This window comes from Leisingera aquaemixtae (assembly GCF_001458395.1).
GTDB classification, from domain to species: domain Bacteria; phylum Pseudomonadota; class Alphaproteobacteria; order Rhodobacterales; family Rhodobacteraceae; genus Leisingera; species Leisingera aquaemixtae.
In genome coordinates this window covers 25545-46541 of record NZ_CYSR01000004.1, presented here as the reverse complement: position 1 = coordinate 46541, position 20997 = coordinate 25545, and the positions used below count along the sequence as shown (strand labels likewise).

At 68.2% G+C, this 20997-nt stretch carries 21 protein-coding genes; 10 read left to right on the top strand and 11 right to left on the bottom strand.

All coding sequences use genetic code 11. The features are described from left to right. Window positions 1-69 precede the first annotated feature (69 nt). Window positions 70-477, top strand: coding sequence for a universal stress protein (locus tag PHA8399_RS02075; protein ID WP_058284558.1), 408 nt, complete (start codon window positions 70-72; stop codon window positions 475-477). Here the strand turns inward: PHA8399_RS02075 and PHA8399_RS02070 are convergent. Genes PHA8399_RS02070 through PHA8399_RS02060 form a run of 3 tightly spaced genes read right to left on the bottom strand, consistent with a single transcriptional unit; the run spans window position 474 to window position 5287 of the window. After that, entirely contained in the window at window positions 474-1598 is a 1125-nt protein-coding gene (locus PHA8399_RS02070) for an ABC transporter permease (RefSeq protein ID WP_058284557.1), read from the bottom strand. The genes PHA8399_RS02075 and PHA8399_RS02070 overlap by 4 nt on opposite strands. Continuing rightward, window positions 1599-4295: a ribosome-associated ATPase/putative transporter RbbA gene (gene rbbA, locus PHA8399_RS02065; RefSeq protein ID WP_058284556.1), complete on the bottom strand. Its 2697-nt coding sequence runs from the start codon at window positions 4293-4295 to the stop codon at window positions 1599-1601. After that, window positions 4292-5287: an HlyD family secretion protein gene (locus PHA8399_RS02060; protein ID WP_058284572.1), complete on the bottom strand. Its 996-nt coding sequence runs from the start codon at window positions 5285-5287 to the stop codon at window positions 4292-4294. The genes rbbA and PHA8399_RS02060 overlap by 4 nt, the downstream gene beginning before the upstream one ends. A 250-nt stretch (window positions 5288-5537) precedes the next feature. On the opposite strand from PHA8399_RS02060, the gene PHA8399_RS02055 reads away from it, so the two are divergent. Genes PHA8399_RS02055 through PHA8399_RS02040 form a run of 4 tightly spaced genes read left to right on the top strand, consistent with a single transcriptional unit; the run spans window position 5538 to window position 9413 of the window. After that, a complete protein-coding gene (locus PHA8399_RS02055; protein WP_058284555.1) occupies window positions 5538-6794 on the top strand; it encodes a sulfite oxidase in 1257 nt (418 codons plus the stop codon). Further along, window positions 6794-7147 carry a hypothetical protein gene (locus PHA8399_RS02050; protein ID WP_058284554.1) on the top strand — a complete coding sequence of 118 codons (354 nt, stop codon included), beginning with the start codon at window positions 6794-6796 and terminating at the stop codon, window positions 7145-7147. The genes PHA8399_RS02055 and PHA8399_RS02050 overlap by 1 nt, the downstream gene beginning before the upstream one ends. Before the next feature lie 28 nt (window positions 7148-7175). Further along, entirely contained in the window at window positions 7176-8006 is an 831-nt protein-coding gene (locus PHA8399_RS02045) for a universal stress protein (protein WP_058284553.1), read from the top strand. Between the two features lie 24 nt (window positions 8007-8030). Next, window positions 8031-9413: an MBL fold metallo-hydrolase RNA specificity domain-containing protein gene (locus PHA8399_RS02040; protein WP_058284552.1), complete on the top strand. Its 1383-nt coding sequence runs from the start codon at window positions 8031-8033 to the stop codon at window positions 9411-9413. 39 nt (window positions 9414-9452) lie between these two features. Here the strand turns inward: PHA8399_RS02040 and PHA8399_RS02035 are convergent, their stop codons facing one another. Continuing rightward, window positions 9453-11168: a SulP family inorganic anion transporter gene (locus PHA8399_RS02035; RefSeq protein WP_058284551.1), complete on the bottom strand. Its 1716-nt coding sequence runs from the start codon at window positions 11166-11168 to the stop codon at window positions 9453-9455. Window positions 11169-11408: 240 nt separating this feature from the next. On the opposite strand from PHA8399_RS02035, the gene PHA8399_RS02030 reads away from it, so the two are divergent. Beyond that, window positions 11409-11936: a universal stress protein gene (locus tag PHA8399_RS02030; RefSeq protein WP_058284550.1), complete on the top strand. Its 528-nt coding sequence runs from the start codon at window positions 11409-11411 to the stop codon at window positions 11934-11936. Window positions 11937-11971: 35 nt separating this feature from the next. Here the strand turns inward: PHA8399_RS02030 and PHA8399_RS02025 are convergent, their stop codons facing one another. Next, on the bottom strand, window positions 11972-12397 hold the full coding sequence (locus PHA8399_RS02025) for a DUF2267 domain-containing protein (RefSeq protein WP_058284549.1): 426 nt from the start codon (window positions 12395-12397) through the stop codon (window positions 11972-11974). Window positions 12398-12491: 94 nt separating this feature from the next. Beyond that, window positions 12492-13877, bottom strand: a complete 1386-nt coding sequence (locus tag PHA8399_RS02020) for a preATP grasp domain-containing protein (RefSeq protein ID WP_058284548.1) — start codon at window positions 13875-13877, stop codon at window positions 12492-12494. Window positions 13878-13995: 118 nt separating this feature from the next. On the opposite strand from PHA8399_RS02020, the gene PHA8399_RS02015 reads away from it, so the two are divergent. Beyond that, on the top strand, window positions 13996-14820 hold the full coding sequence (locus PHA8399_RS02015) for a class II glutamine amidotransferase (RefSeq protein ID WP_058284547.1): 825 nt from the start codon (window positions 13996-13998) through the stop codon (window positions 14818-14820). A 209-nt stretch (window positions 14821-15029) separates the two neighbouring features. Then, window positions 15030-15782: a Crp/Fnr family transcriptional regulator gene (locus PHA8399_RS02010; protein ID WP_058284546.1), complete on the top strand. Its 753-nt coding sequence runs from the start codon at window positions 15030-15032 to the stop codon at window positions 15780-15782. Between the two features lie 8 nt (window positions 15783-15790). Here the strand turns inward: PHA8399_RS02010 and PHA8399_RS02005 are convergent, their stop codons facing one another. Both PHA8399_RS02005 and PHA8399_RS02000 read right to left on the bottom strand, forming a co-directional pair. Further along, window positions 15791-16207, bottom strand: coding sequence for a CBS domain-containing protein (locus PHA8399_RS02005; protein ID WP_058284545.1), 417 nt, complete (start codon window positions 16205-16207; stop codon window positions 15791-15793). 55 nt (window positions 16208-16262) lie between these two features. Then, on the bottom strand, window positions 16263-16817 hold the full coding sequence (locus PHA8399_RS02000) for an Hsp20/alpha crystallin family protein (protein WP_158509247.1): 555 nt from the start codon (window positions 16815-16817) through the stop codon (window positions 16263-16265). A gap of 217 nt (window positions 16818-17034) precedes the next feature. On the opposite strand from PHA8399_RS02000, the gene PHA8399_RS01995 reads away from it, so the two are divergent. Then, window positions 17035-17877 carry a universal stress protein gene (locus PHA8399_RS01995; protein ID WP_058284543.1) on the top strand — a complete coding sequence of 281 codons (843 nt, stop codon included), beginning with the start codon at window positions 17035-17037 and terminating at the stop codon, window positions 17875-17877. An 11-nt stretch (window positions 17878-17888) separates the two neighbouring features. Next, the gene (locus tag PHA8399_RS01990; RefSeq protein ID WP_058284542.1) at window positions 17889-18941 is read left to right on the top strand and encodes a sodium:calcium antiporter; all 1053 of its coding nucleotides are present in this window, start codon (window positions 17889-17891) and stop codon (window positions 18939-18941) included. 61 nt (window positions 18942-19002) lie between these two features. Here the strand turns inward: PHA8399_RS01990 and PHA8399_RS01985 are convergent, their stop codons facing one another. The 3 genes from PHA8399_RS01985 to PHA8399_RS01975 all read right to left on the bottom strand — a co-directional run bounded on the left by PHA8399_RS01985 (window position 19003) and on the right by PHA8399_RS01975 (window position 20996). Then, window positions 19003-19449, bottom strand: coding sequence for a hypothetical protein (locus PHA8399_RS01985; RefSeq protein ID WP_058284541.1), 447 nt, complete (start codon window positions 19447-19449; stop codon window positions 19003-19005). A 147-nt stretch (window positions 19450-19596) separates the two neighbouring features. Further along, window positions 19597-19848 (bottom strand): acyl carrier protein, encoded by a 252-nt coding sequence (locus tag PHA8399_RS01980; RefSeq protein WP_058284540.1) that lies wholly within the window; start codon window positions 19846-19848, stop codon window positions 19597-19599. Next, entirely contained in the window at window positions 19845-20996 is a 1152-nt protein-coding gene (locus PHA8399_RS01975) for a dihydrolipoamide acetyltransferase family protein (protein ID WP_058284539.1), read from the bottom strand. Before PHA8399_RS01975 ends, PHA8399_RS01980 begins: the two co-directional genes overlap by 4 nt. Between the last annotated feature and the right edge of the window lies 1 nt (window position 20997).

The window sequence follows — 20997 nt, the reverse complement described above, 5'->3', positions numbered from 1 at the left end:
GTATGACTCCGGTCAATGCAGCGCCCGCGCCGCCGGAATACCCTGAAGCCAGCATGAAGGAGGACTGCGATGTACAAGAATATCCTTGTTCCGATTGCCCCGGATCACGGCGCCAACACCGCCGCTGCGCTGGAGGCCGCCCGGCTGCTGGCCGGCAGCGATGGCAGGATCACCGCGCTGACCGTGGCCGAAGCCATTCCCGGATATGTGGTGCAGCAGCTGCCGGAGGGTCTGCTGGAACATACCCATGACGAGATGCTGGCCGCGCTCAAGGCTGACCTGGGCGGGGTGAAAGACATCAAGGCGGAGGTTGTCACCGGCCATGCCGGGCGCGCGATTACCGATTACGCAGATCAGCATGGCGCCGATTGCATCGTGATCGCGTCGCACCGGCCCGGGCTGCAGGATTACTTCCTGGGATCGACCGCGGCGCGGGTGGTGCGCCACGCCGCCTGCACTGTGGTGGTGATCCGCTAGCTGTCGTGCGCCACCGAGCGGCGGAACAGCAGCAGGCTGGTGGCCAGCAGCGCCGCGCCCAGCAGCGCCATCCACAGGAACTCCGGCCAGACGGTTTCAACCCCTGCGCCCTTGAACACGATGGCCTGGCTGGCGGACATGTAATGGCGCGACGGCAGGAGCGTGGTGGCGGCCTGCAGCCAGCCGGGCTGGCTTTCGACCGGGGTTTCGCCGCCTGACAGCATCAGCATCGGCAGGATTGTCAGCATCACCAAGAGCGCAAACTGCGCCATGGAGCGCGCGACCGTCGCCAGAAACACCCCCAGCGCGGTGGCGGTGAACAGAAACAGCGCCGTGCCGCAGAGGAACAGGATCTTGGACCCGGCGATGCTGATGCCCAGAAAGCCCTGCATCACAAACGCCAGCGACAGCGCCGCCGCAACCAGCACCACCGCGGCGTTGGCCCAGATCTTGGCCACCGCAATATCAAACGGCGACAGCGGCATTGCCAGCAGGTGCTCGATGGTGCCGTGCTCGCGCTCGCGGATCATCGCGGCGCCGGTCAGGATCGTGGTCAGCCACATGATCTGGCCGATCAGCGCGTTGATGCCGGCAAAGCGCACGGTGTCGCGGTTGGGGTTGAAGGCGCTGCGGATGATAATGCTCAGGGTCTGCGCCTCTGCCAGGTCGGCGCCGACGGCAAAGCGGCGGATCTCGGCGCCGAGGATGCTGGTGATGTAATTGGCGCCGATGCCCGCCTGCTCCATCGCGGTGGCGTCGATCAGCACCTGGATTTCCGGCACCCGGGCGGCGCGCAGGTCCTTCTCAAAGCCGGGCGGCACCGCCACCACAAACAGGAAGTCGCCCGCATCCATCCGGGCGGTGCCGGTGCCGGGGGCGATCTGCACCACCGGCTGGAATTCCGGCGGAAAGAACGCCTCCGCCAGGGTGCGGGACAGGGGCGAGTTGTCCTCATCGGCAAAGGCGATGGAGGCGTTGTTGACCGAGGTTGCCACGCCCGTCGCCTCCAGCACCGGCGACAGGGTGAAGGACCAGGCCAGGAGCGCCATCATCACCCAGTCGCGGCGCAGGCTCATCATCTCCTTGAGGCCGAGCCAGAATATCCGGGACAGCCGCTGCATCTACTTCTCCTGCGCGCGCAGCGACAGCGCGGCCAGCAGCGTGAACACCGGGCCGAAGCAGGCCAGCGCCAGAATGTCGGGCATCAGCGCCTCCCAGCCCAGCCCCTTGGTGAAGGCGCCGACGTTCAGATGCAGGAAATAAGACGACGGCCACAGCGAGCCGATGACCTGGGCACCGCCCTCCAGCGTTGAGACCGGCTGCAGCAGGCCGGAGAACTGGATCGTCGGCACCACCGACGCGATGGCGGTGGCAAAGGTGGCCGCCACCTGGCTGGAGGTCATGGTGGCGATCAGCAGCCCGTAGGAGGTGGCGGCCCAGACATAGAGCAGGGCGCCCAGGGCCAAGGGCAGCGGGTCGCCCTTGAGCGGCACCCCGAAGACCACGATGGTCATCGCCGTCAGCAGCAGGAAGTTCGCATAGGCGATCACGATATAGGGGATCTGCTTGCCGATCAGGAACTCCAGCCGGGTGGTCGGGGTGACGTAGAAATTGGTGATCGAGCCCAGCTCCTTTTCCCGCGCGACGCTGACCGCCATCAGCACCGCGGGCAGCATGATCAGCAGGATCGCGGGCATGGCCGGGGCCATGGCGGCGATGCTCTCAAAGCTCTGGTTGTAGCGGAACCGCGGCTCTATCCGGGCGATTTCGGGCTGGCGGGTGCCGCTGGCGGCGGCCTCTGCGCTCAGGAACGACTGATGCAGCCCGGCGGCGTAGCCCTCGACCGTTTCGCCCTTGAAGGGGATGGCGCCATCGACAATGGCCAGCACCTCCGCCGGTTCACCGGCGCGCAGCTTGCGCCCGAAATCGGGCGGCAGCTCAACCACCAGCGACACCTCGCCCGAAACCAGCCGGCTGCGGCCCTCGGCGGCGCTGGCCAGCGGCGGGGTGGGGCGGAAATAGCGGGAGCCGGAGATTTCCGCCAGATAGGCGCGGCTTTCGGGGCTTTGCGACAGGTCGAGCGCGGCATAGTCCAGCTCGTCGATGTCCAGCGAAATGCCGAAGCAGAACACCAGCATCAGGATCACCGAGCCGAGGAAGGCAAAGGCCAGGCGCACATGGTCGCGCAGCACCTCCACCGTTTCGCGCCGCGCATAGGCCAGCGCGCGCCCGAGGCCGCCGCCGGTGCGGGCGCGGGCGGTCTGCAGCGCGGTGTCCGGCGCGGCGACCGGGGCAGGGGGGGCGGCGGCCTTGAGGATGGAAATAAACGCCTCCTCCAGGCTGTCTGCGGCCTCGGCGGCCATCAGGTCTTCGGGGGTGCCTTCGGCCAGAACCTTGCCTGCATGCATGAAGGACACCCGGTCGCAGCGTTCCGCCTCGCCCATGAAATGGGTGGAGACGAATATGGTCACGCCCTCGTTGCGCGACAGCTCGACCAGCAGCGCCCAGAACATGTCGCGCGCCTCCGGATCGACACCGGAGGTCGGCTCGTCCAGGATCAGCACCCGCGGCCGGTGGATCACCGCTACCGCCAGCGACAGGCGCTGCTTGATGCCCAGCGGCAGGGCGGCGGCCAGGGTGGTGCTGTGCGCCGCAAGGCCGAAGCGCCGGATCAGTTCCGCAACCCTGGCCTCGCGGTCCGCAATCGCGAAAATGCGGGCATGAAGCTGCAGGTTCTGCTGCACGCTCAGCTCGCCATAGAGCGAAAACGCCTGGCTCATATAGCCGATCTCGCGGCGCAGCGCGCGGTTGCGGGCATCCACCGGCTTGCCGAACAGCTGCGCCGCGCCGGAGCTGATCGGCAAAAGGCCCGTCAGCATCTTCATGGTGGTCGACTTGCCGCAGCCGTTGGAGCCCAGAAAGCCGAAGATCTCGCCCCGCCCGATGGTGAAATCGACGCTGTCCACCGCCACGAAATCGCCAAAGCGCCGGGTCAGCCCGCGGGCGGTGATCACCGGCTCGGGGCTGACCCGGTGCGCGGGCGCTGCAACCTGGATGGCCTGCGGCTCCCCCTGCGCCCGCAGCTGCCGGTAGGCGGTTTCAAGGTCGGGCGCGGTGCCTCTCAGCGCCTCCGGCGGGCCCTGGAACAGCACGCGGCCGGCATCCATCGCGACGATCCGGTCGAAACTCTGCGCCTCCTCCATGTAGGCGGTGGAGACCAGCACCGAGAGGCCGGGGCTTTGATCCCGGATGGCGCCCACCAGCGCCCAGAACTGGCGGCGCGACAAAGGGTCGACGCCGGTGGTCGGCTCATCCAGCACCAGCAGTTTCGGGTCATGGATCAGGGCGCAGCACAGGCCCAGCTTCTGCTTCATGCCGCCCGACAGCCGGCCCATCAGCCGGTCCGCGAAAGGTGCCAGCCCGGTGGCGGTGAGCAGCGCCGCAATGCGGATCTCACGCTCTTCCGCCCCCTGCCCGAACAGGCGCGAGAAGAATTCGAGGTTCTCCCGCACCGAGAGTTCGGGATAGAGGTTGCGGCCCAGCCCCTGCGGCATGAAAGCAATGGCAGAGCAGACCCGGCGCCGGTGGGCGGTGTCGCTAATCGGGCCGCCCAGCACGTCTATCGACCCGGCCTGCAGTTTCTTGGCGCCGGTGATCAGGCCCAGAAGGGTGGATTTGCCGACCCCGTCGGGGCCGATGAACCCCACCAGCCGGCCCGGCGGCAGATCCAGCGAAACCGCGTCCAGGGCGGTATGCTTGCGGTAGCGGTGGGACACCTCCGCGATGCGGATGCCGGGAGGGCCGGACCCGGCGGTCATTCGAACAGCTCAGGCGGGATGCGCCGGTCCAGCGCTTCGGGCCAGGGCTGGTCCGGGTCCAGCCGGATCACCGCGACGCCGCGCAGGCCGGTCTTCACATGCTCGATCCGCGCCGCCACCAGATCCTGCGGGATCCGCACGCGGACGCGGAACACCAGCTGCTCGCGCTCGCTGAGGGTTTCGACCTGCTTGGGGGTGAACTGCGCCTCTGGCGACACAAAGGTGACGGTTGCCGGAATCGCATAATCGGGCAGCGCATCCAGCACGATGCGGGCCTCGGCGCCGATCGGCAGAAGCCCGGCCTCGCGGGCGGGCAGGAACACTTCCATATAGATGTTTTCGAGACTGAGCAGCGTCAGGATAGGCCCGCCGGCGCCGACCACCTCGCCCGGTTCGGCCAGCCGGTAAAGCACCCGGCCCGGCATCGGCGCAATCAGGGTGCTGTCCTCGATCTGCGCCGCGATCCGGCGGACCTCAGCCTCTGCCGCCGCAATACCGGCCTCGGCGGTGGCGACCCGCGCTTGCGCCGCGCCCAGCACCGCTTCGGCGACCTGATGCGCGGTGTCGCGTTCTTCAAAGAGGGTTTCGGAGATGTTGTGCCCGGCCAAGAGCGCGGTGGCGCGCTCCAGCTCATGTTCGGCGCGGCGGTGCTCGCTCTGGCGCTGCACCACCAGCGCCTCCGCCTCGGCCTTGGTCTGGCGCGCCAGCGCGGCTTCGGCCCTGGCCCGGTCATGCGCCGCCGCCAGCTCGTCGGTGTCCATCACCACCAGCACGTCGCCCGCCGCTACCAGGCTGCCCTCCGCCGCCATGACCTGCTGCACCCGGCCGGCCCTGGCGGGGGCGATCTCCACCTGTTCGGCCTCGATCCGCCCGTTGCCCTGCACCAGGCCCTCTGGCAGCTCCGCGCCGTTCCCGGCGACGTAAAAATACATTGCGGCGCCCGCCAGCAGCACGGCTGCCGCGGCAAATACCGCGCCTGTCTTATTTTGCATGGCCAAGCGCCCGGTCATTCACAACATCCGCCAAGCTTAGGCCGATCCCGCGCGGGATGTCTTGTTTTGGATCAAGCCCCCCCTCAATGCGGCCCGGCATGCGGCTGCCCCCCTTAACCGCCGTCAATGCGGCGGCCGCGGGCGCGTGGTCAAATGGCTGCATCAGCTTCCAGCGGACGCCGGTCTGGACGGCCGTCCCGCAAGCCAGGGCCCGGCACGCGCAGGGCCTGCAAGCAAAGGGAATGACATCATGGCTACCAACGACAAGGCACCCCCCGCAGCTGCGAAGGCGGAGGCTGAGACCGGCCCCGGCCGCCGCCGGTTCCTGAAAACCGCCGGACTGGCCGGACTGGGCGCTGCCGCCGGGCTGGCGGTTCCGTTTCACCGCAACCTGCCGCACGGGTTCTTTCCCGCCGCGATGGCCAGCGAAAACGGTCTGGCGGGCAAGGAGGGGCTGACGCTGCTGAACGACCGGCCGCTGAACGCCGAAACCCCGCCCGAACTGCTGGATGATCCCGTCACCCCGACGGCGCGGCACTTTATCCGCAACAACGGGCTGCCCCCCGATGACACCAGCGCAGAGGGCTGGACCCTGACGGTTGACGGCTTTGCCGACAGCCCGCTGGAGCTGTCCATAGCCGGCCTCAGGGACCGCTTCGAAGTGGTCACCCTGGCGCTGGCGCTGGAATGCGGCGGCAACGGGCGCGCCTTCTTCGATCCGCCCGCCAGCGGCAACCAGTGGACCTATGGCGCGGTGGCCTGCTCGGAGTGGACCGGGGTGCGGCTGCGCGACGTGCTGCAGGCGGCAGGGGTTCAGGACAACGTGGTCTATACCGCGCATTACGGCGCCGACACCCATCTGTCGGGCGATCCGGACAAGCTGCCGATCTCGCGCGGGCTGCCGATTGACAAGGCGCTGACGGACAGCGTGCTGATCGCCTTTCAGATGAACGGCGCCGATTTGCACCCGATGAACGGCGCGCCGCTGCGGCTGGTGGTGCCCGGCTGGCCCGGCTCCTGCTCGCAGAAATGGCTGACCCGGATCGAGCTGCGCGACCAGGTGCATGACGGGCCGAAGATGACCGGCACGTCCTACCGGGTGCCCGCCTATCCGGTGGCGCCGGGCGACGACGTGCCCAAGGAGGACTTCCGCATTATCGAGCGGATGCCGGTGAAATCGCTGATCACCTTCCCCGCCAACGGCGCCGCGTCCGGCATGGAAACCGAGGTGCGCGGCCATGCCTGGTCCGGCGACCGCACGGTGGACCGGCTGGATATCTCCCATGACTTCGGGGCCAGCTGGCAGGCGGCGGAACTCGACCCGCCCGCCAACGATGGCGCCTGGCAGAACTGGCGCGCAACGGTGCGCTTCCCGGTGGCCGGCTATTACGAGATCTGGGCCCGCGCCACCGACAGCGAAGGCGAGATGCAGCGGTTCGCCATCGACTGGAATCCCAAGGGGTATCTGAACAACCGGATGCACCGCGTCGGCCTGCGGGTCAGCTGATGCCGCGGCAGAGCGCATCCCGCAGCGCGGCCCGCCCCGCGTGCCCGGCACGCCTGTGGCTGGCCGCCGCCGGCTGCGCGCTTGCGGCGGTGCCCGGCGCTGCGGAGGAGGCGGAGTTCGGCCAGCTGGTCGCGGCGGAGGGGGCAGAGGAGACCTTTTACGCCTGCACCGCCTGCCATTCCGAGATGATCGTCGCCCAGCAGGGCAAGACCCGCGAGGGCTGGGCAGAGCTGCTGGACTGGATGGTCGAGGAGCAGGGCATGGCCGAGCTGGAGCCTGCCGAACGCGAGGTCATCCTCGATTACCTCGCCGCGCATTACAACACCGACCGGCCGAACTTTCCGCGCCGGTGAGACACCCATCACAGCAAGGAGTTTTGCGATGACGATCAAGTCCCTGGCGGTTGCGCTGTTTTCGGCTGAGGATGCGCAGCGGCTGATGCCCTTTGCCGCGGATATGGCCAGCCGCAGCGGCGCCCATCTGACCGGCGTGATGCCGATCGAAGCGCAGGTGCCCTTTGCCGGTACCGAGGGCGGCCTGGTCAGCTATGGCGCGGCCTATGTGCCCGAATGGCAGCAGGAGGAGGCGGAGGCCGCCGCCAAAACCTTTGAGGCGGCTGCGGCGGGGCGCGATTTTCCCTATGATCTGAGGCTGCAGCCGCTGGGCAGCCAAAGCGCCGAGGAGTTCCTGCTGAACAACGTGGCCGCCGCGGATCTGGTGATCGCGGCGCAATGCCCGCCAGAGGGCGCCAGGTACAGCCAGCGCCAGCTGCAGGAACAGCTGATCCGCCGCTCGGGCCGCCCGGTGCTGATCCTGCCCGAGGGCTGGGACCCGGCCCCCGTCGGCGCGCATATCCTGATCGGCTGGAGCAACACCCGCGAAGCCGTCCGCGCCGCCCATGACGCGCGCGTCCTGGCACAGCCGGGCGCCACCCTGTCGATCCTCCACGTCGGCGACGGCGGCGACGGGCTGACCTGCCGCGAGGACATGGCGGCCGCCTTTGACCGGCACGGCCACCCGGTGACGCTGATCAACCGCGAACGCACCGCGCAGGACACCGGGACCATGCTGCTGAAGGTGGCGGTGGAATGCGGCGCCGACATGCTGGCGGCCGGCGCCTTCGGGCATTCCTGGGCCTATGATTTCGTGATCGGCGCCGCCACCCGCGAGCTGCTGGCGCATGCGAAACTGCCGGTCCTGTTTTCCAGGTAGGCCACCGCAAGAGGGGAGGCCGCCATGCCGCCGCCAGACAGTGCCAGGCTGCGTTTCCTCGGAGCCGCGGGAACGGTCACCGGCTCGCGCTACCTGATCGAGGCCGGACAGCACCGGGTGCTGGTCGATTGCGGGCTGTACCAGGGCTACAAGCAGCTGAGGCGGCGCAACCGCAAGCCGTTCCCGGTGCGCCCCGGTTCGATCACCGCCATCCTGCTGACCCATGCCCATCTGGACCATTCCGGCTATCTGCCGGCGCTGATCCGGTCGGGCTGCCGGGCGCCGGTCTACTGCACGCCGCCCACCCGCGACCTGTGCGGGCTGCTGCTGCCCGACAGCGGCCGCCTGCAGGAGGAGGAAGCCCAGCACGCCCGGCGCAAGGGCTATTCCCGGCACAAGCGGCCCAATCCGCTCTATACCGAACAGGACGCCCGCGCCGCCCTGCGGCGGTTCAAGACGCATCCCTTCGGGGTGCCGCTGGATCTTGGCGGCGGCCTGAGCGCCGAGTTCATCCGCGCGGGACACCTGCTGGGGGCGGCACAGATCCGGGTCAGCATCGGCGGCAGGACGGTGCATTTCAGCGGCGACCTGGGCCAGGACCGCGACCCGCTGATGCCGCCGCCGGAGCCTTTCCCCGGCGCCGATGTGCTGGTCTGCGAGTCGACCTACGGCGACCGCCTGCACCCCGCCATCCCGCCCGAGGATGAGCTGGCGGGCATCCTCGCCCCGTTCCTGAAGCAAAAGGGCATCGTGCTGATCCCCGCCTTTGCGGTCGGGCGCGCCCAGGGCATTACCTATCACCTGTCGCGCCTGATGGCCTCTGGCCGGATCCCGCGGGTTCCGGTGTTCCTGGACAGCCCGACGGCGTCGGACGCCACCGATATCTATCTCCGCCACTGCGCCGAGCACCGCATCCCCCGGCAGGACTGCGCCGCCGTCTTCCAGCTTCCGGCCCGGACCAATTCGGTGGCCGAGTCCAGGGAGCTGAACACGCTGGAAGGACCGATGGTCATCCTGTCGGCCAGCGGCATGATCACCGGCGGCCGCATCCTGCATCACGTGGTGAACTTCGGCGGCAGCCTGCGCACCATGATCGTGCTGTCGGGCTATCAGGCGGGCGGCACCCGCGGCGCCTCCTTGGCGGCGGGAGAGCGGCGGCTGCGGATCTTCGGCCAGGACCACGTGATCCGCGCCCGCGTCGCCCAGCTTGAGACATTCTCGGGCCATGCCGACGCTGATGAGCTGCTGCGCTGGATGGCGGCAGGCCCGGCGCCGGCCATGACCTACCTCACGCACGGCGAAACCGAGGCCGCCGACACGCTCAGGCGTCGCATCTCGCATGAGCTGCACCGCCGCGTCCGGGTGCCCGAGCATCTGGAATCGATCCGAATCGGCAACCCGGCGTGATCCCGGCGCGCGGTTTACCGGGTGCCTCGCAGGGCTTTATCAGGCTGCCCCGGAAAGCTCCTGCCAGGCGTGGAATTGCGACAGGTAGACCCGCCCGTTCAGCTCCTCCAGGAAATGCGTCTTTTGCAGCCGGTCCATCACCGGACCCTTGACCTCGGACAGGTGCAGGCCGATCCCCTGCTCCTTCAGCCGCTGATTGATCGCTTCCAGGTTCTCCAGCGCGGAATAGTCGATCTCATTGACCGCCGAGCACATCAGCACCACGTTGCGCAGATCCTTGTCCCGGGCCAGCCGGTCGAGCACCAGGTTCTCGAGAAACCGTGCGTTCACGAAATACAGGCTCTCGTCGATCCGCAGGCTCAGAAGGCCGGGGCTGGTCTCCACCTTGTGACGGCGGATATTGCGGAAATGCTCAGTGCCGGGCACCCGGCCGACCTCGGCCACATGCGGGCGCGAGGTCTTGTAGAGATGCAGCAGCAGCGACATGATCACCCCGGCGGACACCCCGGCCTCGACACCCAGGCCCAGCGTCATCAGCAGCGTTGCCGCCACCGCCAGGAAATCCGCCTTGGAATAGACCCACGTCCGTTTCAGGATCGAGAAATCAACCAGGCTCAGCACCGCGACGATGATCGTGGCGGCCAGCGTCGCCTTGGGCAGGAAATAGACCAGCGGGGTCAGGAACAGCGCGGCGATGGCCAGACCGGCGGCGGTGAAGGCGCCGGCCGCCGGGGTTTCGGCCCCGGCGTCGTAATTCACCACCGACCGGGCAAATCCGCCGGTCACCGGAAAACCGCCGGTGAACGCAGCGCCAAGGTTCGCCGTCCCCAGGCCGATCAGCTCCTGATCGGGGTCGATGCGCTGCCGCTTGCGGGCGGCCAGCGTCTGCGCCACCGAGACGGATTCGACAAACCCGATCACCGAAATCAGCAGCGCCGGCACCAGCAGCGTGTTCAGCAGCTCCAGCGAGAATGAGGGCAGCGTCAGCGGCGGCAGGCTTTGCGGCACCGCGCCGACGATGGCGACCCCTTGGGTGTGCAAGCCATAGGCCTGGACCAGCACCGTGGTGGCAACCACGGCGCCAACCGGTCCCGCCTTGACGGCGAAATCTGCCAGCCCCGGCGGCAGGCCAAGCCGCAGCAGCAGCGGCTTCAGCCCCTTGCGCACCCAGAACAGAAAGGCAACCGCCCCGGCGCCGATCAGCAGGGTCAGCCAATTGGTCTCAGCCGCATGGGCGGCCAGAGAGGCGGCCATTTCCAGCAGCGTGTGGCCCTGCGCGGGCACCCCCAGAATGTGCTTCAGCTGGCTGACCGCAATCAGAACGCCCGAGGCAGTGATGAATCCCGCAATCACCGGATGGCTGAGGAAATTTGCCAGAAACCCCAGCCGCAGCAGGCCCATCGCAAGCAGCATCACCCCCGACAGCAGCGCCAGCGACAGGGCCGCCAGCGCATATCCCATGGTGCCCTGTTCGGCCACTTGCCCGACCGCCACGGCCGTCATCAGCGACACCACCGCCACCGGCCCCACCGCCAGAACCCGCGAGGTTCCGAACACCGCATAGAGCAGGATCGGAACGATCGAGGCATAGATCCCCGCCTCCGGCGGCAGCCCGGCCAGCAGCGCATAGGCCAGCGATTGCGGTATCAGCATGATCGTGACGATCACCGCCGCGATCAGGTCGCTGGACATCTGGGCGCCGGTATAGGAGCGGCCCCAATCCAGAATGGGCAGATATCGCACCAGCGGGGTCATCTTGTGCTCTCCTCGGGAACGTCAGGTCAGGCCGGGCACCCGGCGCGCTGTGGTGAAGCATGGCACTTTAGTGAACATGGCAAGGAAGGCAACGGGCCGCAGACGGCTGCGCTGTCATGTCCTGCGCGGCGGGCCGCTGCCGCGCTCTGGAACTGCGTGCGGGGTTGACGCGAGGCAATGCGGTCCGCCCGGTGCCGGATTACATTTTCCGGGAATCGCTTGGAGAACAGGGGGCTGGCCATGACTGACAGAATTCTTGCTGCCACGGACGGATCACACGCCGGAAACCGCGCGGTGGACTTTGCCGCCAGGCTGTCGGACAAGCTCGGCCACGGCCTCAGCATCGTTCACGTCTACCTGCACGGGCGCCCGCCCGCAGAGATGATGCAGCTCGCCGAGACGGAGCAGCTGTACACGCATGTGGCTGCGGCTCAGAACCTGACGCCCCGCGGCCAGCCCGCCAACTTTCTGGGGCTGTTTGCCAGCGCCGCAGAGGAGCATGAGAAGGCAAATGCGATCCTGGCGGTTGGCGAGACGATCCTCGACTGGGCAGAGCACCGCGCGAGGGATGCGGGCGCGCAGGATGTGGTCACGCACCTCTGCGCCGGCGATTACGCGGACGCCATTCTGAAAACCGCCGACACCGAAAACGCCGCGATGATCGTCATCGGCCGGCGCGGGCTGGGCCTGGTGCGCGAGATCCTGCTGGGCAGCGTCTCCCAGAAGGTCCTGCACCACGCGGCCTGTACCGTGGTTGTCACCCAATAGCCCGCCGCCGTGGCAGGGCGCTCGCGCGCCACTGCCTAGTCCCAAAGGTCCCGGATCGGCTTGCGCATGGCGTTCTTGACCTGGTCGAACTCCCCTTTCGAGACGTGGCGGCGCAGCAGGTCGAACACCGCCGCCACCGCGCGCTCGGGGTCGTCCAGCGGATCCTTGTCAAAGCGCGCCTCGATGCGGGCCAGCAGGTCCTTCTTGCTGCGGGGCTTGGCCGGCGTCTTGGACGGGTCCCAGCCGGCATAAAACACGCCGCGCACCAGAACAGGCAGCTGCGCCGCCAGGTCGGCGGCTTCGTCAACCGACAGGAAATCGCGGATCGCATGCAAAGTCTCGTGCAGCAGCAGATAGGCCCTGGACTTGTCAGGCCATTCCAGATCCTCGCACAGCTGGTTCAGCCATTCGGCAAAAACCTGCGGCGCATGATCCAGCGTCTTGATACCCGTGGTCGACATCCTCTTCCCTCCCGCTGATATGTGCGGGGTCAGGATCGGCCATTTCGGCGCGGGCCGCATTAATGGGCATCAATGCCGCCCGCAGCGGCCCTGCTCAGCCGGCCGGGCTGATCCGCTCGAACACCGTATCCATCAGCGCCTCTGCCCGCGCCTGGCTGCCCGCAACCGCCGCCGCGTTGAGAGAGGCCCGCTGCGGCCGCGGCGGCGACACCAGGATCACCCCTTCGCGCGACTGGCCGCGCCGCAACAGCAGATCGCCGAGTCGGCTGCACTGCCAGGCGGTGTCATGCGGGGCTTGATCCGCAAGGTATTCCTGCACGATGACAATCCCGCCCGGACGCTGCCCCAGCAGCCCGGTGGCGGCGGCGAGCGGGATCGACACGCCACTCCAGCGCCCGTTGCATTCGATCCAGTGGATCTGCTCCGCCCCTGACGGATCCGTCCGCAGCACCGCATCCAGGGAGCACGGCCCGAAATACCCGGCCTGCTGAAACAAGGCGCCCAGGCGCAGGGCGTCCGCCGCCAGCGTGTCTTCGGTGTCCCGCGAAAGGCTGGCATAGCGCGCGCCCGCGAACCTGCCCTCGCGCCCCTGCACCCGCTGCTCGAACAGACCGAGGATTTCCGGCGGCCCGCCGGCGGCCTGCGGCAGCCACATCTGCACCGACGGGCTCTTTTCCACGCCGCTTTCCCACACCCCCACCAGCACCGGGTAGCCGCCCTCCCAGCCGGCCGCCCGCAGCCGCTGCTCCAGCAGGGCGCGCAGCGCCGCCGGACCAAGGCCCTCCAGCTGCGCCGCGCCGAACCGGATGTTCCCGGCCGCACCGGCGCTGTCCGGCACCTTGACCACGACCTGCCCGGACACCCGCGCCAGCCGGGCGATCTGCCCCGCCGCCGCCGCCGGGCCAAAGGCAAAGGCGGTGGGCGGCACCGACTCCGGCCCGGCGATCTCCCGCGCCACCTCCCAGAACCACAGCTTGTCATTGACCCGGCGCGACATCCGCGGCGAGGGGCCTGCGACATAGACCGGCAAACCGGCGGCAGCGGCCAGCGCCTGGGCCAGCTGCCACAGGTGCCCGGTCACCAGATAGCCGTGCAGGGTCAGCGACCCGGCCGCCTGCAAAAGCTCCAGCAGCGGGCCAAACAGCGCCGGGCTGGTGCGGCACTGTTTGGCCACCGGCGCCGGGTCCGTGCCCTGCGCCTCCAGAAAGCGGACTTGGCGGATGCCGAGATACTCCGCCAGATAGGCCTCAAAGCCGGGGCTGCGCTGCCGCACCACAACCGCATCGCCGGGTTTGGCTAGCAGCGCCATCCGGTAATCCCGGGTTCCGGCCATGGCCGGCGTGAACAGGGCAATGCCAACCATATCGCCGATAAACAGCGAAGCGCCGCTGCCGGTGCCCTGCCGCACGCCCGGCCACAGATCGCGCGAGGACCGCAGCGCGGGCTCGTCCCGGGCCAGCCTGCCGGCAATTGCATCCACGGCTCTGCCCCGCTTATCCCCGGTCCGGCTCGGGTCCAAGGCTGCCCCCCTTCTTTACGGCTGCACCTGCAGGGCATACTATCACACTATCCCCTGGACCGAGCTGACCGGTAAAAATATGTGCCGCCTTTATGCCATGCACGCGAATGAGCCGACCCGCGTCGAATGCGGTCTGGTCAAGGCCCAGAACGCCCTGATGGCGCAAAGCAAGGGCGACATGGAAGGCATGATGCACGGCCACGGCTGGGGGGTGGCCGATTATCCCGACGGCGTTCCGGTCATCGAAAAACAGGTCTGGGCAGCCTATCACGGCGAGCATTTCGCCAAGGCCGCAGCACGGATCTATGGCCGCACCGCGGTGGCCCATGTCCGCCGCGCAACGGTCGGCGCCACCAGTCTGGAGAACACCCACCCCTTCCACCACGGGCGCTGGATCTTCGCGCACAACGGCACCATTCCGAACTTCGGCCAGATCCGGTTCCGCCTGCTGGACGCGATGGACCCCTTGCACCGGTCCTCGATCCACGGCCAGACCGACAGCGAGCATGTGTTCCGCTACCTGCTCAGCCTGATCCTGCGGCATCCCGAAAAGGGGCTGCTGGACACCGTGCGGCAGGCGCTCAACCGGATTGCCGCCTGGTGCGCGGAGATTGATCCCTCCCGGCCGCCCGGCCTCAACATCGTCCTGACCGACGGGCAGCAGCTGGCGGGCGCGCGGCTCAACCGCTCGCTGTATCACCTGCGCCGCGACCACCTGCACATCTGCACCGTCTGCGGCGAGACCCACGTCAAACATCACCATAATACGGATTACCGGTCGGTTGAGGTCGCCTCCGAACCCGTCACTTTTGATGAGCCCTGGGAGGAGGTGCCCAACGGCGTGGCGTTCCAGGCAACAGAGGATTTCCGGCTGCAGATGCGGCCGCTTTCGGACCCCCGCTGAAGCCGCCCGGCACCGCCCCGGGAACAGGTCTGGCACCGCCCCCGCCCCCGGCGCCCCTGCGGCGCACCGCCGCGTCCGGTCGACAGAATCGCTTTGCGCCAGTATCGTGTCGCTTGCACCGCGGGGCCATGCCACTCTACCGCCGGTCAATGTGCGGTACGGTATGCGGATCAGGATCCCTACTGCCATTTCTTGCGGGGAAAGTTTCAGTGACACGGCAAGGCGCAATTCCGATACAATACACCAACGTGACCAGCCTCCGGGTTGGCGCGATGGACTTCGGCAGCGATGACACCGCGCTGAACAGCTTCCGCAGAAACGTGCAGCGGGTGCCGGCCAACAAGATCCTGCTGCACGACGGCGAGCACAACTGCAAGGTCATCGTGGTGATCGAGGGCTGGCTGGCGACCTCGAAATCCTCTCTGAATGGTGAAGTGCAGCTGATTGATTTCATGCTGCCGGGCGATATCGCGGATCCGACCTCGGCGGACGGCAAGACGGCCGGGCTCAACATCGAGGCAGTCACCGGGGCGCTGGTCTCCGTCATTCCGCTGGCGGTCTGGCACCGGATGCTGGCCGAGTCCCCCCGTCTGGCGCGGGCAAACGAACAGGTTCAGGCCGCCGAGCGGGCGCGGCTGTCGGAACGGATGCTGCGGCTGGGGCGCGGCAGCGCCGAAAGCCGCATCGCCTATGCGCTGATTGAGCTGTGCATGCGGCTAAGACCGCTGGGCCTGTCGGACAACTGCGCCTTCCACCTGCCGCTGACTCAGCGGCATATCGGCGATTTCACCGGCCTGACCGCCGTCCACGTCTGCCGCACCCTGCGCCGCTTTGTCAGGAACGGGCTGGTCGAAACCGCCGATCACATGGATATCCGGATCACCAACCTTGCCACCCTGTCGGAGATCGCCGGGGTGGAGCCGGAGCGCCTGGCGGCCGAAATCACGCCGCTGCCGGACTAGCCGCCGGACTAGCGGTACTCGGCAATCTCGCCCAGGGCCTCCCCGGCCAGCTGCTCTGAGGCATGGACGGCAATGTCCGTCACCGACAAAAGGCCGGCCAGCCGCCCGCTGTCATCCAGCACCGGCAGGCGGCGCACCTGGTGGTCGCCCATCAGTGCCGCCGCGGCTTCGATGCTGTCCTCCGCCCGGCAGCAGATCACCCCGGCCTTCATCACCGCGGCAATGGTCAGCCCGTTCAGCGCGCTGTCCCGCCCGGCCAGCACCAGGGCAAGGTCCCGGTCTGTGACGACGCCGACAATCTCGTCGTTTTCAACAACCGGCAGCACGCCGATCCCAAGGCTGCGCATCTGCTCCGCGGCGCTGGCCACGCTGTCCCCGCGGCGGGCAAACCGTGCGGGGACCGACATGATCTCTTCTACAAGCATGGGCCTCTCCTTTCCCTGCCGCCGGCGGCCTGCCCGTCACCTGCGCCCGGCCCCGTCAGGAGGCCGGTTTTACATCAATCTTCTGCGCCGGGGTGCGGGCTTCGGGCGTCTTCGGCAGGCGCACGGTCAGAACCCCGTTCTTGAAGGTGGCGTCGATCTTGCTGCGGTCGATGCCCTCCGGAATCCGGATGCTGCGCTCGAATGAACCGAACCGCCGCTCGCGCAGGTAAAAGTCGCCGTCCTTGTCGCCTTCCTCGCGGTCTTCCTTCTTTTCGCCGCGCAGGGTCAGCATGCTGTCGCTCACCCGCAGGTCGATATCGTCTTCGGTCAGGCCGGGCAGCTCGGCGCTCAGCTTCAGCTCGTCCTCCTTGTCGATCACATCCAGCACCGGCACTTTCCAGGTGAACTCAGGCAGCGCCCCGCTGATCCGGCGCCCCTGCCCCTTTCTGCGGCGGCGCAGCGGCGCAAAGAAGCTGCCGGCGTTCAGATCCTCCAGCAGATCGTCGATCTCGTCCCGGATGTTCCAAAGCGGCCCCCAGGTGCGCTCGGCAACCCCGGTGTCCTGGCTGGCCGCGGGTTCAGTGTGTTTCGGGTCCTGTTTGTCGGTCATCATCCGGGTTCCTTCGAAAATTGATGAGTCGCTGTATCCACAACACTCCGCCAGACCGCCGCCCTGCGCATTAACCAGCGTTAAAGCGCGCCGCCCCCCGTGACCGTTTGACCGGCATCAACGCCTGACTCCGGGGCGATCTGCTATATCTCATAGGCAGGCCTCGCGGCGCCGCCAGCGCTGCAGGCATCCGCATCCGGGAAGGAACCCCCAAGCCATGAGTTACAAGACCATTCTTGCCTGCCTGACGTCGGAGTTCGCCGCCGCGCACCTGCTGCCGGCGGCCTGCGGTCTGGCGCGGCAGTTCGACGCCCATCTGACCGGCCTGCACACGCGCGAGGCGCTGGTGCCCTACTCCGGCATCGCAATCGCCTCCGATGAAATCGTGCTGGGCGACTTCAACCGGCGCGTCGCCGAAGAGGACCGGAAGATCGAGAACCTGTTCCAGGCCGCGGCGGACCAGGCCGGCTGCACCGCCGAATGGCGCTCGCGCGCGGCCCGCTCGCCGGACGCCGCGGACGAGCTGCTGGACTCGGCCACCCGCTGCGATCTGATCGTGGCGCTGCTGCCCGACCGGCAGCAGGAACGCTTCGATCAGGCCGGGTTTCAAAAGGATCTGGTGGTGAACAGCGGCCGCCCGGTGCTGCTGCTGCCGGACGACTGGGACAGCAAGCCGGTCGGCACCCGAATCCTGACCGCCTGGAACGGCAGCCGCGAGTCGGCCCGCGCCCTGCATGACGGCCTGCCCTTCCTGCAGCGCGCCGCCTTTGCTGAGGTCGTCACCATCCAGGAACCGCATCACCGCTCTGCCGAGTTCGCCACCGAAGGCCATGAAATCGCCCGCCTGCTGTTCCGCCACGGCGTCACGGCGGAGGTCCGCCAGATCCAGGACACCGAGCATCCGCCCGGCATCCGCATCCTGATGGAGGCCGCCAGCCAGCAATGCGATCTGGTGATCATGGGCGGCTACGGCCACTCCAGGCTGCACCGGCTGATCTTCGGAGACGCCTCCGAACACGTGCTGCGGGAGGCCCGGATTCCGGTGCTGATGTCCGGCTGACCGCGGCTCCCGTGCCCAGCCCGGATGCCCTGCCCGTCTACGGACTTGCCGCTGTGTTTGCCGCTGCGGCGCTGGTGGTGTGGCTTGCGGGCACCCGGCTGGCGATGGCCGGGGATGAACTGGCGGAGCGCTACGGGCTGGCCAAGGAATTCGTCGGCCTGCTGTTCCTCGCCACCGTCACCGAACTGCCGGAGATCGTCACCACCGTCACCGCGGCGCAGGTGGGCAATGCCCAGCTGGTGCTGGGCAACATGTTCGGCGGCATCACCATGCAGACCGCCATCCTGGCGGCCGCCGATATCTTTGCGGTGCGCTACGCGCTGACCTCCTGGCCCCGCAAACCCAACCATGCGCTGCTGGCGGTGCTGCTGATCGCATTGCTCAGCGTCCTGCTGTGCGTCACCTTTCTGGGCGACCTCGACCTCGGTCCGGGGATCGGGCTGGGCGCCATCCTGCTGGCGGCCGGGTTTCCGCTGGTGATTTACCTGCTGCGGGTCTTTGACCGCAAAACCACCTGGGCGCCGGTCGACCTCCCCGGCGAGCAGGAGCGCCACAAGACCCTGCGCGCCCATCTGCGCGCAAAGGACGCCGCCAGCAACCGTGTGCTGCTGCTGCGCTCTGCGGTCTGCAGCCTGCTGATCCTGGCGGCCGGCGCGGCGCTGGCGCTCAGTGCCGATCTGCTGGCAGAGCGGACACAGCTCGGCGCGTCTTTTGTCGGGGTGACCCTGCTGGCGGCGGCAACGTCGCTGCCGGAGCTCAGCACGACGCTGGCGGCGGCCCGCATCGGCGCCTACACGATGGCGATTTCCAACATCTTCGGCAGCAACCTGATCATGCTGGCCCTGCTGCTGCCGGCCGACATCGCCTTCCGCGGCGGCCCGATCCTGGACCATGCCACCACCGGCGCCCAGCTCAGCATTGCCGCCGGCATACTGGTGACGGCGATCTATGTCGCGGGGCTGCTGATCCGCCGCACCCCCAGGATCCTGGGCGCGGGCCTGGATTCCTGGCTGGTGCTGGCGGTCTACTTCGGCTCGATAGCCGCGCTCTACCGCATCGGCTGAACGAACAAAGCGCCCCGCATGGCGGCGGGGCGCTGTCCGGTTCAGACAGGCTCAGACCGGCTCAGACCGGGTCGGACTGCGCGGTCTTGGTGGCCTTCTTGGTCATCTTCACTGCTTCGCCGATGGTCTCTTCCACCGCATCCGCTTCGGTATCGCTCATGTAGCGGGCGCAGCGGGACATCATGCCGAACCATTCCTGGCTGTCCTCGGCGATGCGCTCTGCCGAGTGGCGCTGCCATTCCGCAAAGGCCTCGGCCATCGAAACCGGCGCGCCGGGGTTGTCCGAGGCAATGGTCCGGGCCGCGTCCAGCGCCGTCCGCGCCGCCTCGTGCCGGCGCTCGAACCAATGGCGCGCAAAGACCTCCGCTTCATCCAGGAACTTCTCCTGAACGTTCCAGAATTGCTCCACCTGCGGCTTGTACATCGGGTTGAACTGCATCGCGCTTTGCCACGGCTTCAGCGCCTCCGCAAAAACACCCGCATTTTGGTATGTCGGTTTTTCTGGCATCTGTTCATCTCCTCGCAGCGGATTTCACCTTGCTGCCATTGTGCCACCTGCCCGCCGGGGCCGCTTTAATTAAGATCAAACGCCCGCCCTGACAGGCCGCAGCGGGCCCCATCCGGGCGGAAAACCGCTCAGCGCCGCCGCAACCGCCTAATCCGCAGCCGCCGCGGCAGACAGGTAAGCGGCGGCGGCCCCCGCGGTGGCAATCCGCGGGTAATCCGCCTCCGGGATTTCGATGCCAAGCCGCTGGTGCAGGGCGGCCACCAGATTCAGAATATCCATCGAATCCAGCTCCAGATCATCCTGCAGATGATCCCCGTCCGACACCCCCGCGGGGTCAATGTCCGGAGCCACCCGGGTCAGCTCTTCCAGGAAAACGGCACGCATATCGGTCTGGGTCATAACGCCTCCGGCTGGGAAACCAGTGTTTCGAATTCGCTCAGGAACCGGGCCGCCTGCCGCCCGCCGCTGACCCGGTGATCGGCGGCCACGGTCACGGTCACGACCGTGCGCGGCACGATCCGGCCGCCGGCCACCCAGGGCCGCAGCTGCGGCGCGCCGATCCCGATCAGCGCCACCTGCGGCGGAAAGATCACCCCCGCCATCACCTCGCCGCCGGTGCCGCCCAGGCTGGACACGGTCAGGGTGCCGCGGGTCATCTCGGAACCGGTCAGCCGCCCCGCCCGCGCGCGCGAGACGAGGTCGCGCATCGCCGCCATGGTCTCGCGCAGCGGCATCGACGGCGCATCCTCCAGCGCCGGCGCCACCAGCCCGCCGCCGCGCAGCGCCACCGCAAGACCGGGATTGACCTGCGCGGCGGGCTGAAAAGCGCCATCGGTGTAATGCCCGTTCAGGGTCTCCGCCTTCTGCGCCGCCAGCGCCGCCGCCCGCAGCAGCACCGCGCCCAGCAGGATGCGTTCCTCCGGCGGCGCCTCCGAGTTGCGCACCGCCAGCAGGTCGATGGCGTCCTGCACGTCCATGGTCTGGGACAGGTAGAAATGCGGGATCGTCTGCTTGGCGCGGGTCATCGCCGCGGCAATCGCCTTGCGCATCTCATCCAGGCGGGAGGCCGGTTTGCCAGTGCCGCCCCCGCCGCCCGCTTCCACATCCGCCAGCACGATGGCGCCGCCCGGGCCGCTGCCCCTGAGGCCGCCCAAATCCACCCCCAGCTCCGCCGCCCGCAGCCGCGCCGCCGGAGACGCCCTGACCGCCCCCACCCCTGCCCTCTCCACGGCAGACGGCGCAGCAGCCGGGGCAGGCGCAGCAGGCGGCGGCGCAGGGGCAGGCGCGGCTTCCGGCTCCGGCGCCGCCTCGCCTGCCGCCAGAATGACCGCCACCGGCGCCCCCACCGCCAGCACCTGGCCGGGCTGCGCCTTCAGCTCCTGCACCGTGCCGGCCTCGAAACACTCGATTTCAATCGCGCCCTTCTGGGTTTCGACCACCGCAACCGCATCGCCGCGCGCCACCGTATCGCCCGGTGCCACCAGCCATTCCGCCAGCGTGCCGCTCTCCATGTCGGAGCCAAGCGAGGGCATTGTGAACAGACCCATC

Bases quoted from the DNA above. Each gene is read 5' to 3' on its own strand.
- PHA8399_RS02075 (WP_058284558.1), top strand. From the start codon at position 70: ATGTACAAGAATATCCTTGTTCCGATTGCCCCGGATCACGGCGCCAAC.
- PHA8399_RS02070 (WP_058284557.1), bottom strand. From the start codon at position 1,598: ATGCAGCGGCTGTCCCGGATATTCTGGCTCGGCCTCAAGGAGATGATG.
- rbbA (WP_058284556.1), bottom strand. From the start codon at position 4,295: ATGACCGCCGGGTCCGGCCCTCCCGGCATCCGCATCGCGGAGGTGTCC.
- PHA8399_RS02060 (WP_058284572.1), bottom strand. From the start codon at position 5,287: ATGCAAAATAAGACAGGCGCGGTATTTGCCGCGGCAGCCGTGCTGCTG.
- PHA8399_RS02055 (WP_058284555.1), top strand. From the start codon at position 5,538: ATGGCTACCAACGACAAGGCACCCCCCGCAGCTGCGAAGGCGGAGGCT.
- PHA8399_RS02050 (WP_058284554.1), top strand. From the start codon at position 6,794: ATGCCGCGGCAGAGCGCATCCCGCAGCGCGGCCCGCCCCGCGTGCCCG.
- PHA8399_RS02045 (WP_058284553.1), top strand. From the start codon at position 7,176: ATGACGATCAAGTCCCTGGCGGTTGCGCTGTTTTCGGCTGAGGATGCG.
- PHA8399_RS02040 (WP_058284552.1), top strand. From the start codon at position 8,031: ATGCCGCCGCCAGACAGTGCCAGGCTGCGTTTCCTCGGAGCCGCGGGA.
- PHA8399_RS02035 (WP_058284551.1), bottom strand. From the start codon at position 11,168: ATGACCCCGCTGGTGCGATATCTGCCCATTCTGGATTGGGGCCGCTCC.
- PHA8399_RS02030 (WP_058284550.1), top strand. From the start codon at position 11,409: ATGACTGACAGAATTCTTGCTGCCACGGACGGATCACACGCCGGAAAC.
- PHA8399_RS02025 (WP_058284549.1), bottom strand. From the start codon at position 12,397: ATGTCGACCACGGGTATCAAGACGCTGGATCATGCGCCGCAGGTTTTT.
- PHA8399_RS02015 (WP_058284547.1), top strand. From the start codon at position 13,996: ATGTGCCGCCTTTATGCCATGCACGCGAATGAGCCGACCCGCGTCGAA.
- PHA8399_RS02005 (WP_058284545.1), bottom strand. From the start codon at position 16,207: ATGCTTGTAGAAGAGATCATGTCGGTCCCCGCACGGTTTGCCCGCCGC.
- PHA8399_RS02000 (WP_158509247.1), bottom strand. From the start codon at position 16,817: ATGACCGACAAACAGGACCCGAAACACACTGAACCCGCGGCCAGCCAG.
- PHA8399_RS01995 (WP_058284543.1), top strand. From the start codon at position 17,035: ATGAGTTACAAGACCATTCTTGCCTGCCTGACGTCGGAGTTCGCCGCC.
- PHA8399_RS01985 (WP_058284541.1), bottom strand. From the start codon at position 19,449: ATGCCAGAAAAACCGACATACCAAAATGCGGGTGTTTTTGCGGAGGCG.
- PHA8399_RS01980 (WP_058284540.1), bottom strand. From the start codon at position 19,848: ATGACCCAGACCGATATGCGTGCCGTTTTCCTGGAAGAGCTGACCCGG.
- PHA8399_RS01975 (WP_058284539.1), bottom strand. From the start codon at position 20,996: ATGGGTCTGTTCACAATGCCCTCGCTTGGCTCCGACATGGAGAGCGGC.